The 18,009-nt window shown below is 68.0% G+C and carries 12 protein-coding genes and 1 pseudogene; 7 read left to right on the top strand and 6 right to left on the bottom strand.

What is annotated here, in order from left to right:
* Nucleotides 1-280: 280 nt before the first annotated feature.
* Nucleotides 281-2,419, bottom strand: coding sequence for a hypothetical protein (locus I4J89_RS44215; protein ID WP_196420223.1), 2,139 nt, complete (start codon nt 2,417-2,419; stop codon nt 281-283).
* Nucleotides 2,420-3,043: 624 nt separating this feature from the next.
* Here I4J89_RS44215 and I4J89_RS50540 point away from each other — a divergent pair.
* Both I4J89_RS50540 and I4J89_RS44205 read left to right on the top strand, forming a co-directional pair.
* Entirely contained in the window at nt 3,044-4,870 is a 1,827-nt protein-coding gene (locus I4J89_RS50540; RefSeq protein ID WP_196420222.1) for an AAA family ATPase, read from the top strand.
* A gap of 55 nt (nt 4,871-4,925) precedes the next feature.
* The gene (locus I4J89_RS44205; protein WP_196420221.1) at nt 4,926-6,119 is read left to right on the top strand and encodes a hypothetical protein; all 1,194 of its coding nucleotides are present in this window, start codon (nt 4,926-4,928) and stop codon (nt 6,117-6,119) included.
* Here the strand turns inward: I4J89_RS44205 and I4J89_RS44200 are convergent.
* On the bottom strand, nt 6,104-6,718 hold the full coding sequence (locus I4J89_RS44200; RefSeq protein WP_196420220.1) for a helix-turn-helix domain-containing protein: 615 nt from the start codon (nt 6,716-6,718) through the stop codon (nt 6,104-6,106). The two genes, I4J89_RS44205 and I4J89_RS44200, sit on opposite strands and share 16 nt — an antisense overlap.
* 109 nt (nt 6,719-6,827) lie before the next feature.
* Here I4J89_RS44200 and I4J89_RS44195 point away from each other — a divergent pair, with 109 nt between their 5' ends.
* A complete protein-coding gene (locus I4J89_RS44195; RefSeq protein WP_196420219.1) occupies nt 6,828-7,181 on the top strand; it encodes a hypothetical protein in 354 nt (117 codons plus the stop codon).
* A gap of 493 nt (nt 7,182-7,674) precedes the next feature.
* Here the strand turns inward: I4J89_RS44195 and I4J89_RS44190 are convergent, their stop codons facing one another.
* Both I4J89_RS44190 and I4J89_RS44185 read right to left on the bottom strand, forming a co-directional pair.
* The gene (locus tag I4J89_RS44190; RefSeq protein WP_196420218.1) at nt 7,675-7,896 is read right to left on the bottom strand and encodes a hypothetical protein; all 222 of its coding nucleotides are present in this window, start codon (nt 7,894-7,896) and stop codon (nt 7,675-7,677) included.
* On the bottom strand, nt 7,893-8,081 hold the full coding sequence (locus I4J89_RS44185) for a fumarylacetoacetate hydrolase family protein (RefSeq protein WP_309238754.1): 189 nt from the start codon (nt 8,079-8,081) through the stop codon (nt 7,893-7,895). The genes I4J89_RS44190 and I4J89_RS44185 overlap by 4 nt, the downstream gene beginning before the upstream one ends.
* Before the next feature lie 282 nt (nt 8,082-8,363).
* Between I4J89_RS44185 and I4J89_RS44180 the strand changes: the two genes are divergently transcribed.
* On the top strand, nt 8,364-9,173 hold the full coding sequence (locus I4J89_RS44180; RefSeq protein WP_196420217.1) for a hypothetical protein: 810 nt from the start codon (nt 8,364-8,366) through the stop codon (nt 9,171-9,173).
* A 120-nt stretch (nt 9,174-9,293) separates the two neighbouring features.
* Here the strand turns inward: I4J89_RS44180 and I4J89_RS44175 are convergent, their stop codons facing one another.
* Nucleotides 9,294-9,563 (bottom strand): hypothetical protein, encoded by a 270-nt coding sequence (locus tag I4J89_RS44175; RefSeq protein WP_196420216.1) that lies wholly within the window; start codon nt 9,561-9,563, stop codon nt 9,294-9,296.
* Between the two features lie 287 nt (nt 9,564-9,850).
* Here I4J89_RS44175 and I4J89_RS52115 point away from each other — a divergent pair.
* Nucleotides 9,851-9,952 (top strand): annotated as a pseudogene (locus tag I4J89_RS52115) (NADP-dependent oxidoreductase); the annotation flags it as partial.
* Nucleotides 9,953-10,202: 250 nt separating this feature from the next.
* Here the strand turns inward: I4J89_RS52115 and I4J89_RS50535 are convergent.
* Nucleotides 10,203-13,490 carry a hypothetical protein gene (locus tag I4J89_RS50535; RefSeq protein ID WP_230860636.1) on the bottom strand — a complete coding sequence of 1,096 codons (3,288 nt, stop codon included), beginning with the start codon at nt 13,488-13,490 and terminating at the stop codon, nt 10,203-10,205.
* Nucleotides 13,491-13,986: 496 nt separating this feature from the next.
* Here I4J89_RS50535 and I4J89_RS44165 point away from each other — a divergent pair, with 496 nt between their 5' ends.
* Complete coding sequence (locus tag I4J89_RS44165) at nt 13,987-14,820, top strand: esterase/lipase family protein (protein WP_196420215.1); 834 nt, start codon at nt 13,987-13,989, stop codon at nt 14,818-14,820.
* A complete protein-coding gene (locus tag I4J89_RS44160; protein WP_196420214.1) occupies nt 14,817-17,963 on the top strand; it encodes a hypothetical protein in 3,147 nt (1,048 codons plus the stop codon). Before I4J89_RS44165 ends, I4J89_RS44160 begins: the two co-directional genes overlap by 4 nt.
* The last annotated feature ends 46 nt before the right edge of the window (nt 17,964-18,009 follow it).

The raw sequence follows: 18,009 nt of genomic DNA, 5'->3' as shown, positions 1-18,009 counted from the left end.
AGCCGCGCGCCCATCGATCACCCAGGTCCGCCATACCGCCTAAGCCGCAAGATCAGTTTGGAAAAGGTTCAGTCATTGGACCGTGGTCCTGGAAGAGGCCCGTAACGTGGCCGAGGCAACGGGCCTGCCACCCTGGTGGCTCAACGGGCCTACGCATTACACCTCTCGCACCGCCGCCTGATCCTTGTGGACCTTGGCGCGTGCCGTCCAGACTTCCCGGGACGGCAACCCGCCAGCGTGTCGGATAGGCGCAGGTGATGGGCTCGCACAGCCCCTTCGATTACTCCACCTCAGCACGCCGCAAATCGTCACGCTGTAGAACGAGCAGTTCGATGCCGGCGTCGGCACATCGGGCGGCGGCGAGGTCCGTGGCCTCGGCCGGGATGGGAGAAGTCGCGGCCATCACGTATAGGTCGGTTTTGATCCGAACGGCGATCGCGATGTCCTTCTCGATCTGATCGGCGGTGAAAGAGGCACCGGACATCTTCACCTCGCCGCTGACCATCCTGCCGTCGCAGACGCCGAACACGTCGGCCTCCCGAAGCGTTCCGTCGTCGAAGGTCATGTCGATACCGGGGAGTAGCCAGGTCTGCTTATAACGCTGCTTCAGCGCCCCGATCACCATGAGATGCGCCAGTACACCCTGATCGTTGGCGTGGTCCACGCGGCCATCTAGACGATAGTTGACGACAAGGCCCCGATCGGTTCGCGCATAGTCGCCGCCCGTCTGGCACGCTGGGCAGCGCCCTGGCCCGGCCGAGCTGCCGGAGGTGAGCGGTAGGTAACTCGTCAGTCCGCAGCCGGCACAAGTGATCGCGAAGCCACGCTCGGCCCATCCGATCCCGACCAGGCGTTCGAGCGCGGCCAATGCCGCCTGAGGAGTGCCGTGGCCGAGCCGATCGGCGCTCCGAAAGGTCCGTTCGCTGCGGCCGGCGAACTGTGCTGCGAACTCTTTTTGCTCGAAGGTGAGCGGCTGCTCCTTCCCGAACAGTTTCTGTAGCTTGCGCGCGATTTCCTCGCCACGGGGCGTCGTCAGCTGTCTGATCGCCTCAAACACGTCAGGCTCGGCTAGGGCTTCGAGCGCCTCGTCGCTGAGCAGCCCTAGGCCGAGCATGCCCTTTGCTGAGGGCACGTGAGACCGGGTCCGCTCGGTGAGGACCGCGGTGGCCGCCGCCGCGAGCGTGGGGATCCGGAATTCCAGGCGCAGCTCGGGCCGGAGGCCGATGGCCAGTTGGAGGTCGCCGTTGTGCCAGAACGCATTCGTGCCGACGAGCGTCGCCACACATGCCCGCCGTGGTAGGCCATCCAGCGGTTCGCCGGTGATCCGTGCCAGGGCCTTCGAACCGGAGAATACGGCCTTGAGCGGCACCGGACTGGCGAACCGGAGCGTCGTCTGTTCTCGCACCACGGGCACGTCGACGAGCACGTTCTCGCCGTACTCTCGTCTGAACAGGAGCAGAGCATGCGGGTCGTGGATCAGGTAGGTAAACGGCTCTGTCCGCGTCGTCGCGCCACCGCCGTCGGGGAAGCGGCGGATGCCGGAATCGGTGGGCCGCCGTAGACCCATTCTGCTCGCGAAAGCGTCCAGTCCTTCCATCTCAACCGTGGCGCTCATGAGCAGCACATCCGGGGTGAACCGGCCGGGGCGCCGCAGGGCTTGGTGGAGCGCGCTCGGCCACGTCGACCAATGGCTGAGGTCTTCCGGCAGCAGGTACATCGGCATGGACGCGAACCGGAGTGAGCGTAGTGCGCGCATGTTCCAGAAGCCAACGCAGTCTGCCACGGAGTCGCTGCGGGTCAGCCAGATGATCGTCGGTGAGTCCAGGGGCGCCGGGGACGCCCACTGCTCCGCCGCGGACACGGTGGTGCGTCCAAGCAGGGTCTGGCCCCGGAGCTGTGCCTCCCCGATCTCGTTGTCGAACGACGTACGCCGTGCGGACAGGAGGTTCCGGTCGAGATCCTTCAGGTGTCCGGCGGTCAAATCGCCAGCTACGGCCGTTTGCCAGAGCGCCGCATCCGCGGCGGGGATTAGGTAACCGTTGCTGCCATCCACCGTCGACGGCGACAGTCTCAGCGCGGCTGGATGGGTTGTGTACCTGGTCTTCCCCCACCGGTCGATGTCGTCGATCGGCACGAGGTCCAGGCCGAGGGAATCTGCCGTCGCCCGGGCATGATCCGGTGACACATCCACGTTCACTGCACCGTCCACACCCGCCGTCTCGACGATTTGTGTGTCGAGCCCGGCCAAGGAACCGTCCGCACTTACCTCGACGATCGGCTCACACGCGCCGCCCCACCGGGTCGTCGCCTCTTGGACCGCGCGCCGGAACCCGGCACGGCTTCCCTCGGCGATCAGGTAGACCGCCCGCGCTGGTCGCACCGCTACGGTGAAGAAGCTGGCCTGAGATAACTGTTGCACTGCATCATCATCACAGCAACGGAACGCGTCCGTCCGGATGGGTAGACGCCGCATTGGCCTGTCTAGGAACGCACGGGACGGATCCTGCGAACGGCCAGTCAGGAAGATGATTCGCTGATCGCCGGCGTCGCGCCTTCCAAGTTTACTGTCATCGAATTCGACGACTGCGATTCTTCGGGGACGCAATCCATCTGCCGCCAAGAAGGCGCAGGGTGCCCGGGTCGCAGCCCATAGTTTGGCCGATCGGTCTTGCCCGAGGCGTAAAGCCGACGGGCGGCTGCGGGCGCGACGTCCGCCGGCGAGATCAAGGGTACGGGCAGGTCGAGCCCCAGGCCGTCGTTGCGGCGCCCGCAAAATCCTCGCTCCTGCCGCTGCGCCGCCTCAACGGCGAGGGCAGCTCACCACGCGACCGTGAGTCAGAGCCTGTTGTCGGGTTTCACAAGTCAGGCAGTGCTGATGCAGCATGTCAGCCATATGACGGACCGCAGGTTTGTTCAGGCTGCTACCGGCTGCATCTGGTGTGACCGGCGAAGATGATCACTTTTAGTAGTTACGCACTCCACCGTCCGTTGCTAGAGTCTCGGTCGTTCCCCTGTGCTGCCGCGGCGAGGGAGGGTGTCCCCGGTGACGGAAATCTGGCCCGTGAATGATGCCGACGGCGCGGTGATCGACGTCGTCTTCCTGCACGGACTGAACGGTGACGGCCGGAAGACGTGGATGCGCGACGTCGCCGATCCCGCCTCGTTTTGGCCGCAATGGTTGGCCGAGGACGTCGAGCATGTGGCCGTGTGGACGGTCCACTACGACGCGTGGGCGAGCCGATATCTCGGCCACTCCATGGCACTCGAGGATCGCGCCAAGAGCGTGATGGATCAGTTGCGGAACAAGCGCCTCGGGGAGCGACCACTCTGTTTCATCGCGCACAGCATGGGCGGGCTGCTGGTCAAGGAGATCCTGATGCACTCAAGCCAGGGCCGCACCGAGTTCCGGACCTTCGCCCGCCAGACCCGCGGCGTGGTCTTCCTCGCCACCCCACACACCGGATCGGCCCTAGCCACCATGCTCGACACGTTACCTCGGGCGGTCCGGCAGACTCCCGCGGTGCGTGACCTCAGACGCGAGGACCCACACCTGCGGCAACTGGGCGACGACTACCGGGACTGGGTCGCCGAGTCGGGATTGAAGCACAAGGTGTACAGCGAGATGCACGGGAAGAAGGGCGTCCTCGTCGTCCAGCCGTCGTCGGCGAACCCCGGCCTGGCCGGCGTCCCGTCCATCCCGGTCGACGCCGACCATGCCGCGATCTGCAAGCCGCTCAACCGGGACGTCGCGGTCTACGCGGGGGTCAGGGTGTTCGTCGAGTCACTGGTCGCCGAGGTCACCCGGCCACCGCCTGCGGACCTGCCCACCTTCGTTCCGCGACCGATACATGGACGCGGGGAGACTCTCGACAAGGTACGGGCGTCGCTGGCGCGCTCCGTGCTGGTCGAGCTGAGCGGCACCTACGGGATCGGCAAGACGGCCATCGCGACGCAGCTCGCGCGCGAGACAGCGACCGAGGCGCACGCCGTCTACCTCTCCGCGCGCGGGTCTCCCGGGGTCACCGTGAGCTCGGTGCTGGAGGCACTGGCGGCGTCGGTCGACTCTCCCCACGAACGGGAACGGCTCGCCGACCGACTGCTCGCCCCCGACATGGACGTACTGGCCAGACTGGATGCCATCCTCGACCGGCTCCGCGCCAGCCGCGTGCTACTGATCGTAGATGACGCCCAGGAACTGCGCGCCAGTCCCGGCGAGCTACGGGATAACATCGTCGGTGAGCTGCGGGACGAGGCGTTGGCGAACCTGATCCGGGCGATCGTCAGGCGCCCGGGGCACAACGTGCAGTTCCTGTTCGTGACCGCCGAGCCGCTGCTGAAACGCGCCCATCCGCGCGAGCCCGTCCGGCAGGGCCTGACCGAGGAGCCGTTCGGCGAGTTCATCGGCGACCTCGAGGCGGATGGCGAGGTGGGGCTGCGGATGATGCCAGCCGGCGAGATGCGCGAGTTGCTGGGCGGCGGTCATCCCCGGACGACCGAGCTGGTCTACGGCATCCGCTCCGGCTCGGCGACGCCGGTCCGCGACCTGGTGTCGATTGCCGGCGACCCCGAACGACTCGACCGAGCCCTCATGGCCAGCCTCGGCGACCTCGACCGGGAGGCCTTGCGGTCGCTGGCTATCTTTTCCCGTCCCGCCGGCCGCCGTGGGCGAGCTGATCGGCACGCCCGCCGACGTCGTGCGGGCCGCCCTCGACCGCCTCTGCCACCGACGTATAGCGCGGCGCCGGCACGACCGCTTCGATCTGCCGTCGGACGACGCCCGCCGGCTGACCGGGCGGATATCGCGCGACGAGCTGGCCGGCCTGCGCCGACGGGCGGCCCGGTACTTCGAGGACGCAGCCCGCCGCCGTAGGCCGCAGCACGCCACCGACCTCGGGGACAGCTTCGACGCCATCGACCTGCGCATCTTGGCCGGGGACGCCGGGCGCGCGCTCACCCTGGCGGAGGACCTGGACGAGGCCCACCTCAAGGGCTGGGGGCAGACCGGCACGCTGACGTCCTGGCTGGTACGGCTCGCGGGCGAGCTGACCGACCCGTACGACCGGGTGCGGAACGCCGCGTTGCTGGCACGGGCGCTGGCCCAGCAGGACGATCTCGGACCGGCCATCGCGATGACCCGTACCGCTCTGGACCTGAACGACGCCCTCGAGATCAGGGAGGTTCAGCTGCGGCTGCTCGTGCAGATGGCCGGCTACTACTTCGACGGCGGCCACGTAGGCGCGGCCGCCGAGTGGTACGAGGAGGTTCTCGACCTGGCCCAGGACGGGGATCCCATGGTCGCCGAGGCCCACCTGGGCGTGGCCATCTGCCGGGCGGAGACCGGTGACCTCAGCGGCGCCCTCGACGCGCTCGACGAGGCCGCTGCGGCCGGCAGTCCCGAGCCGCTGACCGGCGCCCGTATCGGGTTCGCCCGAGCCACTGTGGCCTGCGAACGGGACGAGTACCGCCGATGCCGGGATCTCCTCCAGGACGCACGCGCGGCCGCCGACGACCAGAACGCGTACGTGCTCGCCGGGCGCTGCGACGACTTAAGCGCCCGGATCGAGTGGCTACGCAACGACTTCGACGAAGCCCAAGCTTCGGCCCAGAGGGCGCGCGACGCGGGCGAGCGCACCGGGCATCCCGGCCTAAGCCGCGCCGCGCGCGTCACGTTAGCCACCCTGTTCCTGGCGCACGATCCGGTGCGGGCCCTCGAGGAGGCTACCGCCGCGACGCGATTCGACCGTAGCCCGCTCGTCGCCGAGGCCTTCGCGGTACGCGGGGTCGCGCTCGTGCGTACCGATGCCGGCGATGACCTGGCGGTCGAGGCGTTCGCCGAGGCGGATCGACTGGCGAGTGGCCTGCTGGCGAGGGAGTCCGGGCGCTACCTGATCCGGGAGGTGCAGGGGCTGGCCCGGGCCGGCCTCGCGCTCCTACGGCGCGGGTCAAGCGAGGTGCCAGCCGAGAGGGCGTACCGGAAGGCGATCCCCCATCCGGACGTGCCCGGCGCGTGGCACCGCCGTCGTGCGCTGTTCCGCGCGTTGGTCGCCGGCCGGCCCGGCGCGCTGCCCCGGCTGCATGACCTTCTCGACGGGTGGCCGCCGGCTCAGAGCCAGCCTTGAGCCTGCGCCTTGATAAGCGCGTCCGTGCGGTTGTCGGCGCCGAGCCGGGTGTAGAGGTCGCGTAGCAGCCGGAACATCATCCGCTCGGAGTAGCCCACATCGGACGCGAGCCGCCCGACCGTCGTGCCCCGCGCCAGTTCGCGGAGCCACTTCCGCTCGTCTGGCGAGGGCTGATTGCTCGCCGGCGCCGGCGCCGGCGCCGTCCCGGACGGGACGGTCAGCGCCCGGAGCACCTCGATCGACACGAGGCTCTGACCACGGACCGCGGCGCCGAACGCCTCCTGGAGCGCCGACGGGCTGGTGTCGCGCGGGACCACGCAGCTGGCGCCGGCGCGCAGGGCCCGCACCGAGTCCGCCACCGTGACCTGCTCGAGCAGGGCCACAAGGACGACGTCGGCCGACGCGCGGTGCAGCGTCTCGAGCAGTTGCCAATCGGACTCCGAGCACACCGTGACGAGCGCGGCGGTGGCTTGGTGCCCTCGCACCCAGGCGACGAGGTCGTCCGGCGCCTCGGTTTCGAACCCAGCATCCCGCAGAATGGCCATCACCCCCCTACGGAACACGGGCAGCGGGTCGGCGACGGCGATCCGCACGAACATGAAATCGCCACCTCCAATGTCCGTCCCGAACGCGCGGCGCGAATGGCAGGGTCCTGCCACCCGAATGACGTCATGGACCCGCCGAATCGCCGGTACATAACGTGAGTACATGGCAACACGTGGTGATCCACCCGATCCGTCCCTACCTCGGATCCGCCTGCCGCGAGATCTTAACTACCAGCGATCCAGGAAGAGGGCGAACATCGACCAGCTCAAGACGGAGCTGTGGGCCTGCTTCGGCTGGTCGCACCAGGCCCACATCGTGCTGGCCCAGTACGTGGACGACCTGAACGCGCTGGCCGCCTGGCTGGCCGCCGAGGCCGAGGCCTCTGGGAACCCGGAGCTGCGGACTGCCGCCGACGGCCTGCTAGCTGCGACGCAGAATCTGGAAGATCTGGTCGGCAACCTCGCGGTGACCGCACACCACGGAGCGAATTACCTCCCGATGCTCGGCGGCCGCTGACCCGCGGCTTTAAGAGGATCAGATGCCCTGGGTCCGTTGCGTTGCGGGATCGCCAGACACGCTCTGCTGGCGGGACACGTTGGTCAGATCGCGTGGGCGAGTTCGGTGAACGCTGCGGCGATCCGCAGTGTGGGACGGGCGTCGGCTCCAAACGCGCCAACGTCGCATCTCGGCCGCATGGAACTCATCGATGATCAACATCGGGCCGGCCGTGACCGGGCAGGACCCACGACGCGACAGCGCGTCCTTGTTCAGGTTACGGGGATGGACTCGGTGATGTGACAGCGGGCCGGGTCCGGTGATTGTCGCAGGCTGATGATCATGACGGTCAGGGGCTCGTCGCCCCAGGACGCCGGAGTCGTGTCCTGTGCGGCCGTGGGCGTCGGGGCGGGAGTCGAGGTGGATATCGCCGGGGCTCATCTCGATGCGGGCGCCGTCCTGGGTCTGAACGATCCAGCGGCCGGACAGGGGGATGACCCATTGGACCCGGGGGTTACGTGCCAGCCGCCGCGCCATCCCGGCGGCAGAACCCAGATGGCGCGGCCGATGGCGTCGTCGGTCGCGGGTTGCTGCCACAGCGGGGGATGCCGTCGACGACGGTGTCCATGTTGAAGTCGTCGGTGGTGCAGCGATGAATGTGGCTGATGCCGTCCGGGTCGGTGTGGACGTGCAGGAATCCTTGGCGGACGGCCGCGGGTAGGTCGGTCGGGTTCATGCGGTCGCCTGTGCGGGGGTGGTGAACTGCTGGTGGAGCATGCCGAGTCCTTCGATGATGGTGGTGAGCGTGTCGCCGGGTTGCAGGTAGCGCGGTGGGGTGCGGCCCATGCCGACGCCGGCGGGGTTGCCGGTGAGGATGACGCCGCCGGGGCTCAGGGTGAGGATCTGTGACAGCCGGGCGATCAGTCGCCGGCGCCTGCCTCGCGCTGGGAGCCCTCATCGCAGCTCTGTTCCTGCCCCGGCGGGCCGCGGAAAGCTGACCGCTCGTCGCTGCCGGTATCCGGGACGCGCCCCGGATACCAGCAGCGACCCCGCACATCACGCGAACACCATTCGGCATCACGGTCGAGCCGGTATGTGGGCGGCGGCTGCGTTGCCGCGGCGTTGGCGCGGGCCCAGCGGGGAGAGACCGTGTCGGAGCTGGAGCAGTCAGAGCGGTGTCCTGTGTGGTCCTATCCTGCTCGCGTGGGTAAATGGAGATGGATAGGCACTGCCGGCGGCTTCGTTCTACTGCTCCTGTTCGGTCTTCAGCTCGTCAACGGCTCGGTCGCGGACACGGTCGCGACGGCAACCTTCTTGTTCTCCGATCCGTTCGAGACGTGGTTGGCCGACCAGGCGATTCTGCTGTTCTGGGTCGGCTCGATGGTGATCTTGTTGCTCAGCGTCGTCATCGAGATGCAGATCCGCGCGAAAGCGAACCTCAAGGAGGAGATGACGAGTGCTCTCGAAGCGGCTGACATCGACAAAAAAGCGGTGATGGAGGAGGCGAGGGCGGCGAGCGAGACCGCAGCCGCCAGCAAAGCCGCTGTCGAGGAGGCGTTACGCACGGCCCGGGCCGAGCTCGAGGAACTCGGGAAGGCGCCAGCCACGCATGATCAGCGGCTTTTCGCCCGTTTCGAGACGGAGTTTCCCCTCGACGGTGCCGCCATCAAATACTTGACCAACTGGTTCAACGGCGAACGCTGGGAGTGGCGCAGCCTGGAGGAGATCGCCGCATTCAACGCCAACTGGCAGGCCAATCTTGTATTCCTGGACCCCGAGATGCAGGAGTGCCTGGCGAACCTTAGGACGAGAACCGCACGTTTCATGGGCGAGATCGGTGTCAACACCTTCAAGACCAACGCCTATGAGGAGTCCAGTGTCCTCGACGAGAATCGTTTTCCTACCCATGGCGAGTATCAGAAGCGTGCCGACGAGCTGGTACAACTCGGCGATGACGTGGTCGTAGCCCATCGCGAGCTGCTGCATCTCGGTCACCAGAAGCGCCTCGCGTGATGCTCTGCGGTAGACCATCGGCCTCGTCGCGGACCAACTCCGGCGCCCGGATCCTGCCAAGAAGGACGATTTCTCGCTCACCGATAGCACCGTGGCGGTGAAGCGGGCGAGCGGCGCCGATCAGCGGCCGGTGAGGGCTTCTGTGACCTGGCGCGGGATACCGTCGGCGCCTACGACCCGGTGCACGACGTCGACGGGACCGGTGCCGACCTCGTCGACGCTTACCAGATCAGCCAGGAAACCCAGGCAGACGACGCCACGTTCGCCCCGCAGGTCGATGCCCGCGTAACGGCAGACGGTGAGAAGGCCGCCACGCCGGGCCGCGTCCTGCCGCGGGACATGAACCGCGTCTGGGCTGGCCCCACCTGGGACGGCTTGCAGTGGCCCCACCTGGCAGAGGGAGAGACGCCTTGAAGTGGCCCCATTTGCCGATCTTCGGGGTAGGTATCGCCTGGTGAACGGCGGGGCCAGCTGAAACCGTCTTGGTGGGGATCTTGGAGAAAGGTGGGGCCACTTCAAGCCGCCTTTGGTGGGGCCAGTGGTTCCGTCATAGCCAGACCGGCGCCGCCGAGCACGTCATCACCGTCGCCGACGGTGCGGGTGCCCAGACGTACGGCGTCCGATTCGACACCGGCGCCGAGCGCAGGTACTGAGAAGCCCTACCCCTAGCCGCGGACCTGCACGCGAAGGGCAACTCCAGCCTACCCGTACGGCAGATCTTCGCCTTCGAGCAGGCCGCCTCGGCGCACCGGCACAGCGAGACCAGACACGGCCTCGGCAAGCTCGTCGTCGCCATCGACTGGCTCCCCGAGAACCATCGCCCGGAAAGGGCGACAACCCGTCGTGTTCAACCCAGCCCGCGGCTCGTCGGACATCCCGACCCGGTCTCTACAACGGGCGAGGCCCTGATCGAGATCAAGCCGCGGGCCTGCCCCACACGGACATTTTCAGTCACCGACGGTCACTTGCCAGGATGCCGCCCCATCTGCCCATTCGTGCACGAGGTGACCGGTGATCAGGGCGATCGCGCTAACCGCCACGCCGCCCGTGATGCAGTCGCAGCCGTGATCGCCAGGCCGGCGAATGACCACAACAGAGAGGTTCCGCGGTGTCGGCTGCGAGCGATCGGCGCTGAGGTCGCCGCGGTGGGCGACGGCCCCGCGATCGGACCCGGGCCCGGGACGTGGTGAACGCGGTACAGCTGATAGGCGCTGCGGTGTCAGGGAGTGGGGGTCGTGCCCGACGCGGATGGCGCCGTGGTGTCCGCGTCCTGGGTAGCCGTCGGGCGGTGATCGGGGGCCAGGAACGGGTCATCGTGGGCGACATCGTCGGTCGTCCAGCCGTACCGGGCGGAAAGGAGGCGCCGGACGGCGCCGACGTCGATGGGCTGGCGCAGTTCGAGTTGCCACATCGAGGTTGCGCTGGCGGGCACGCAGACGTCGAAAGTCCACGCGAGCGCGTCACGGGTGAAGAATCCAGGCGGCACCGGATCCCCTTCGGGCTCCGGAGCGAGCATGAAGTCGCGGGCAGCGGCAAGATCGTCGGCCAGGTGCGGGCACGATGGTTCATCCGGACGTTCTTGGCGCGGTTGTGCACCGCGAGCAGGATGTGCCAGTCGGGCCAGCCCTGTTCACGCAGTGCGGCGACGGTGGCGGCGAACGCCCGGTCCCGGCGCAGGACGGCCAGGGTGGGGCGCATCCTCGCCGGCAGGTCCTGATATTTGAAGCGGATCTCGTCGTGGCTTCTGTCCACGCTGTATCCGGGCCCCGGTGTCTGCGGCAGACCGAGACCGGGACCAGCCTCGGGCGCGACGGTGTCCGCGGCCGGCACCAGCTGCCGGCCGGTCAGGCCGGCATCCAGGTCGTGTTCGACGGCTAGGTTGGCGTAGGCGGTGTCGTAGGGCAGAGCGAAGAACGTGACGGCGGCCAGGTCGTCGGCGAAAGCCTGATCGAGCACCGTACGCCAGGGGGCGTCGGGCAACGCCGACAGTGTGACGATCACCGTGGTCACAGCGATCAGGGTGTGCTCGGCAATGGTCTCGGCGTGGTGACGGCCGCGGCCGCCGCTTTCGGGTAGCACGCAGCGGAACCGGGCCCGGTCCCGGGTGGAGCCCTCTTCGTCGATCGCGGGCTGTCCACCGGGAGCGGCAGCGGTGACGTGAATCGTGGCCCGGGTGGGCAGCAGGACCGGGTCGGCGGCGGCGAGGTGGGCCAGCATGATCTGCAGTGCTGCGGCGAACCGTTCGCCCACCACGACGTCGGCGCCGGCGAACTCGACGGTCCAGTCCACGCCGAGGCCCGCGAACCGGATCCGGCGCAGTACGGCAGTATCCGCGAACGGCACGGCGCGCAGGCTCGCGGCGATGTGATCGGCGTGCTCCGCGACGTCCAAGCCGTGCCACCAGGCCGGCTTGCCGGAGGTCACCACCTCGGTGAACGCCTCGAACAGACCAGCGACACTGGGATCGGTGACCACGGCGGCGATCAAGTTCTGGACGGCGGGTTCGAGCTTGTCGGCGAAGGCCTTGATGTTGATCAGTTCGAACAAGGCTGCACCGAGCCACGGATGCAGCTCGAAGTCGAACGGCCGTTCGGCCAGCTCCGTATGCGCGGCGATGGCCTCCCGGTTGAGCAGCGCCGCGCTCGCCCAGTTGCCCTGGTGGTAGTCGGCGGCCGCAGCCTTCTGCAGACCCTGAGGGAACAAGCCCAGCTCGTCGCGCTGGGTCAGGTTCGCGGCGAGCAGGCCGTAGTACTTGGCGGCGGCGAACAGATGCAGTTGCTGGTAGGCCTCGGCGGTGGCCAGAGTCGCGTGGAGCAGACGGGGCCCGGCCTCGCCGTGCAGCAGGCGCAGCCGGGCACGGTGCATCTGACGCAGCCCGTCGAGGATCCGCCGCGCGGCGAAGAACGTCTTGGCCCGGTCGACGGCCTGATCAGCGGCGACGTCGGCGCCTGCCGTGTCGGCCAGGCGCCGATCGAAGTCGTCGGCGATCCGCTCGTAACGCGGGTCGTCCATCAGCAGCACCATGTTCACGGTCAGGAACCGGGCGGCGTGCTCCACCGGGTACAGCACCGCTGCCGGCAGCGTCGCGGCCAGCCGTTCGAACGCGTCGAGGACCGCGGTGGGGCTCACCGCGGGAACGGGCAACGGGCTGAGCTCGCCGGCGGCGATCGCTCGCATCCGCTCGTTGACGGTGAAATCGGTCGTGGCGTCGTCGGCGCGGTAGTCACTACCGTCGAGGCCGGCTCGGTGCAGGTCGGGGTGCAGGTTCAATGCGGCGAGCGATTCCAGCAGTGAACAAGTCTCACCCGGGTAGGGCTCACCGGAGAGCAGCTCGCTGACCCGGCTGATCAGAGCAGCGTTCCAGGTCATGATCCGTGCAGCTGTATGGCCGGTCTCGTCGCGAGCGAACGCGGCGCAGGTGAGCAGCATCAGCACCGTGGCATCGGCGACGAGCTGCACATCGGTGCTAGAGACGGCGGTCTCAATCTCTTCGGCGATCAGGTGATCGATCGGGCGCATCGAGCCCAGGCCGAGGTGGTGGGCGAGGATCGTCTGGTGCCGGGCGGCGTGCCGCAACGGTGGCGGCATGTCGTCGGTCAGTAGCGGCGCGAGCCGGTCTAACCAGAACGGGAGGTCTTCGCGGCCATCGCGGTGCTGGTACGCGTACCGCAGGTCGGCGGCGACATCGACGTAGTCTCCCCAGGTTCGAGCCGGTTCGGCCTGGGCTCGCCAGCGGGCTAGGTCCGCCTCGTACCAGTCTGGCCGATCCGGCGGCGGCGGCAACGTCCGTGACGGCAGGTGCAGGTACTGCTCGGCGATCCAGAACGTCGCATGCTGCGTTAGCAGTTCGGCGATGCCGGCGCCGTCGAAGATCTCCAAATGGATACCGTGGCTCGCGCGGATCTCGTCCTGCAGCTGGTGGCGGCGGGCGACTGGGACGTCTACCTCGCAGTACACCAGAACGTAGGTCACGGCGGTGCCCGACGACATGATGGCGGCGACGTCCCCGCGGATCTTCGATCCGATCTTGTCCTGCTGTAGCGTGCAGGCAAACCCCACGCTGTCGTGGTCGGACAGGCCGAGTGCCCGGCCTAGCGGCTGCGTCTGCCCGGCCAGGTCCGTGCGGTAGGTCTCGAAGTCCCGACCCTGGTCACCGCCGGCGGCGACCGGCCCGGTCGCGACCAGCACGTTGCGGGTCACCGTCGCCCGGGCCAGCATCCGCGTCAGCGTCTCGAACTCGTGCTGGCCGTTGCGCACGGCCAACTGACTCAACGCAAACCGGATCTCGTGCCTGGTCTGCTCCACCATGCTGGACACCGTGACTTCCCCCGTCCGCGTGCAACACCATGCGGTTGTGGACCTTTGCCGGGGCCGCCGTCAGCATAGTCACTCGTAGAACCGGTTACCACGCACGGCGACCGGTCGATCGGCCCACCCGGCCACGGAGACTCACACCCGCGCGCCGCGCGGCGGCATGAGCAAAACCGGGCAGCGGGCAGCATCAACGCTCGTCCTGGGCCGTGCCGGTCAGCCGTGCGCTGTCGGTGAGCTCGCCAGCTTCCACCACGGCGGGCACCGGCAGCGGCCGTACTACCTGCTCTCGGGTTGCTCAGGGGTATAACGGGTAGGGCGGCAGCAGGTCAGGTACGGGTCTGTCATCGCGGTGCCGTCTGCCCGACGAGCCCTTTCGGGGGCGACACTGGCCAGGCATGACGGGCAGCGCGACACGCCTGGTGGTAGTCCCCGGCCTTCTCACGGTCTCCGAGGTACTCCCACCGTAGGCTGACGCACGGCTGTTCACGGGAGGATGTTGATGATCGACGGGGACGTCGTACTGATCCACGGGCTCGCGTCGGCGCCGCCTACCTGGAACCGTCTCGAACAGGTTCTCAGCGAGGACCCCGCACTGGCCGGGCTGCAATGGCACCGGTTCGGGTATCGGTCACCCATCGTCGGGATTCCGTTCCTGCCGCGCCGGATCCCGGACCACGACGACATCGCGCAAACGCTGGCATCCTTCGTTCAGGTACGCACCTCGGCGGACCGGAAGCTGGCGTTCGTGACACACAGTCAGGGTGGTCTGATCCTGCAGCGGTTCCTTGCCCGGCAGCTCAACAACGGGCACGGCCGCGACCTCACCCGGATCCGATCGATCATCATGCTCGCCTGCCCGCACGAAGGCAGTGATTACCAGAGCATCTTCCGCAAGATGCTGGGACTCAACTTCCACGCGCAGCGCAAGTCGTTGACGCAGTTTCAGTCTGACGTCGCCGAGACTCGGCGGACCGTGCTCAATCAGATCGTTAACGCCACTACGGTCAGTGATCGCACATGTCCGATCCCCGTGCACGTCTATGCCGGCGACAGCGACCGGGTTGTCGTACGGGTGTCGGCGCAGTCGGCCTTTCCCGATAGCGGTGTCCTGCCCGGCGACCACTTCTCGATCATCGACCCGGACTGGCCGGAAAGCCTGACCGCAGAAACCGTCCGACATCGCCTGGTCACCGACTTCGCCGCGCCGTCTCCTGTGGCTACCCCACCTCCTGCGGCTACCCCACCTGCGGAGCGAGGAGACATCAACATCTCGGGCGGCACCGGATTCCAGTTCGGCGACGGCAACACCCAGATCAACAACGGTGACCGGTGACTATCAACATCTCGGGCGGCAGCGGATTCCAGTTCGGCGACGGCAACACCCAGATCAACGTTGTCGGTGACGACGCCACCGTCCAGCCCGTCGAAGCATGGTGGTCCGACGTCTGGCTGCCAGGTACCGAACCCGCATTGACCCAGGCCATGGTGCTCGCCGGGCGCCAGGCAGCAGCCGAGGAGTTCCGCACGGCACTACAGAGCGACCAGGTCGTCGTCGCCATCGGCGGCGACCTAGGCGTCACGGAGTTTAAGGCGTTCATCGCGGCAGCCTTGGTCGGCGGCCCGTTCGCGAACCGGTCGTTCTTCATCTCTGGCGCGACGGCCCTGACGATCGCCGGCAGTGCCACCGAGCCACCTATCGTGATGTTCGCCGTCGGTACCGAACCAGCGGGGCTTCCGCTGACCGGCTTTCACCGGATCGTTCTCTTCGGGCGGCGGGCCGCCCACCCGCTGCTGACGGTTCCTGCGGTCGACGGCCAGGCCGTCGCGCGACAGCTTGCCGCCTCGCCGGCTGGCCACGACCGGGAACTGCGTCTCGGCCCGCTCGCCCGGCGAGGCCTGGAACATCTGCGCCGAACGTTGTCGCGCTACCCCCAGCTTCCGGAGGCCGGATGGTCGGTGAACCCCGACCGGACGTGTCGCCGGCTGAGCCTGTTGGGCGAGTTCACCGATCAGGATTCAGCGTTGTTCGCGGACTTCGCGGACCTGGATCCAGCAGGCCTGCAGGACAAAGCCAGGCATCTGCTCACCGACCCCGAACGCCCCCTGTTCGGCCGCCTCGGCAGCCTCTGGTACCTGCAGGATCCGCAGGACGCGTTCCTGCTGCTGCGGGACAGCTTCACCGCTGCGGACCTGGACGGCCTCGCCGAGTTGGCCGTGCGGCTGTTCCGCGACCGTGAACCTTCGGCACACCCGTCACGGTTGCGGCGTGGTGTGGCCCGCACTCTGCTGCTGTTGTCGGTACACGGCGAGGACCTGCAGTACGGCCCCGCCCACCGGCGGGCTTCTGACCTGGCCGAATACGTCGTTCGGGAGATACTCGCCGATATCTCGTCCAGCGGATGGGCAGCGCTGTCCGACGTGATCGTGACGCTTGCCGAAGCGGCTCCGGACGCTTTCCTGGAGGCGATGTCACCGGCGGTGGACTGGCACACGGCGATGTTCACCTCGGATCAGGACTATCCGGCCTTCCTGTGGACCCTGGAGCTGCTGGCCCGCCCGACCAGGTACTTCAACAAGGCGGTGGCGGTGCTGGCCCAGCTGGCCGCCGCGGACCCGGGCGGCCAGCTGTCGAATCGGCCGGCCGCATCGCTGGTCGGCGTGTTCGACTGCCGGATCCCTCAAACCATGGCATCACGCGTCGTCCGTGGCCGGGCGTTGCGGCGCATCGTGCAGGCCCATCCTGAAGTCGGCCGGGTCCTGATGCGTGATCTGCTGCCCCACGGCAGCGTCCTACGGACCCGGCACCCCGAGCCGCAGTTCCGGCAGTGGCCCCTACCCGGTGCTGCCACGGCAGACGAGGCCTACCGGGCGTTCCAGGATGTCGCCGTGCTGGCCATCGAGCACGCCGGCACCGATCCGGGCCGATGCGAGCAGCTCATTCCCAGTATCGACGCGATGCCGAGCGAGCAGAGGGTGGCCTTCCTGCAGGTCCTCGCGGATCTTCCGGTTCCCGTCGATCGAGTGCCCCGTCGGGGGTTGTTCGAGGCCCTGACCGCGCTGGCGGTTCGGCACCGGCAGTACGCCGATATGCCCTGGGCGCTGCCGGAGGATCAGATCGCAGAGCTGGACCGCGTCGCGACAAGGTTCCGGCCCGATCACGCCGCCGACCGGCACCACTGGCTGTTCGCCGAACAGTGGCCGGACCGTAGTCCCGGCGACGACATCACTGGCTGCCAGCTGGAGCAAGCCCGTACCGACGCGGTGGTGGAGATCCTTGCGGCAGAGGACGGATTCCAGGCGCTGCTCGCCCTTGCGGACGAGACCGGCAACGGTGACCTGATCGGCGGCGTGCTGCCACGCCAGACCGATGAGGGGCCGATGATGGCCTGGCTGACCGGCGACCGGGACGCTCTCGCCTTCGAGTACTTCGCCACCCAAATCCGCAACGGCAGCCCGGCCCGGCGAGCCGAACTGCTCGCCTTGGCCGGTGACCCCGGCCGTAAGGCCGCGATTCTGCTCGCGTCACACGATCCAGGATGGGCGCTCGAGCAACTTCCGGTGCTGGGTGAGCCCACCGGCGATGTCTACTGGCGCAAGTACCGCGTCCGGGCACTCGGCCCGGACCGCGTCGTGGAAATCGCGGACGGGCTCTGCGGCGTCCACCGGTTCCCCGCAGCCCTCGATTTGATCTGCCTGTACGCGAAAGCAGTCGACACACCCGCTCTCGCATGGCAGGCCCTTGTCGCCGCAGAAGGGTTCGTAGCCACGGCCAGCAGCGACCCCGAGGCTCACCGCGTGTCCCGGTACAGCCTGCAGATCCTGATCGACCTGTTGGCACAGCATCTGGACCACCTCGACCGGCGCCGGGTGGTGGGCGTCGAGCTCGGTCTCAGTGGCCGGCTCAGCGTCCTGGACCCGAAGTTACCGGTTACGACCATGCTCATGGAGCAGGAACCGGCGGTCTTCGCCGACCTTGCGATTACCAGTCTGCGCGGTACGACCTATGAAGCCAGGGCCGCCGCCCTGCGTGCGGTCCGCGCGTTCAACAGGTGTCCCGGCTGTGCCCCGAACACCCCGGCGGAGCTGAACACCCTGCTCCTCTGGGTACGCGCGGTGCGGGAACGGTTCGCAGAAGCAGACCTTCAGGTCATCGGCGACCAGACCATCGCCGGAGTCATCGTCCATGCGATCCCCGCGGCGTTCGACGTCGTCGGTGATCTGGTCGAGGAGATCAGCAGTGACGACCTCGACCATGGGATCAGTATTGCGCTGTACAACCGGCGCGGGCTTGTCGTCCGCGGGCTTGACGAGGGCGGCGGGCAGGAACGAAAGCTCGCCGGCCACTACCGCGATCTCGCCGGGCGCAGCGGAGACTACCCCCGGCTGCAGAGCGTTCTCCTGCAACTCGCTGAGCAGTACACCGCCGAGGCCCGGGTAACCGACGCCGAGGCCGAGGCATTCCTTCGTCATCTCTGACGGCAACGTCGTAGGCGAGGTCCTCGCGACGGGGACGGACCGGCGC

The organism is Actinoplanes aureus, assembly GCF_015704865.1.
In the GTDB taxonomy this organism is placed as follows: Bacteria; Actinomycetota; Actinomycetes; order Mycobacteriales; family Micromonosporaceae; genus Actinoplanes; species Actinoplanes aureus.
This window is presented reverse-complemented; position numbering and strand designations above follow the sequence as displayed.

Coding starts and splice junctions, on each gene's coding strand:
- I4J89_RS44165 (WP_196420215.1), top strand. CDS start 13,987: ATGATCGACGGGGACGTCGTACTGATCCACGGGCTCGCGTCGGCGCCG.
- I4J89_RS44200 (WP_196420220.1), bottom strand. CDS start 6,718: ATGTTCGTGCGGATCGCCGTCGCCGACCCGCTGCCCGTGTTCCGTAGG.
- I4J89_RS44190 (WP_196420218.1), bottom strand. CDS start 7,896: ATGAACCCGACCGACCTACCCGCGGCCGTCCGCCAAGGATTCCTGCAC.
- I4J89_RS44195 (WP_196420219.1), top strand. CDS start 6,828: ATGGCAACACGTGGTGATCCACCCGATCCGTCCCTACCTCGGATCCGC.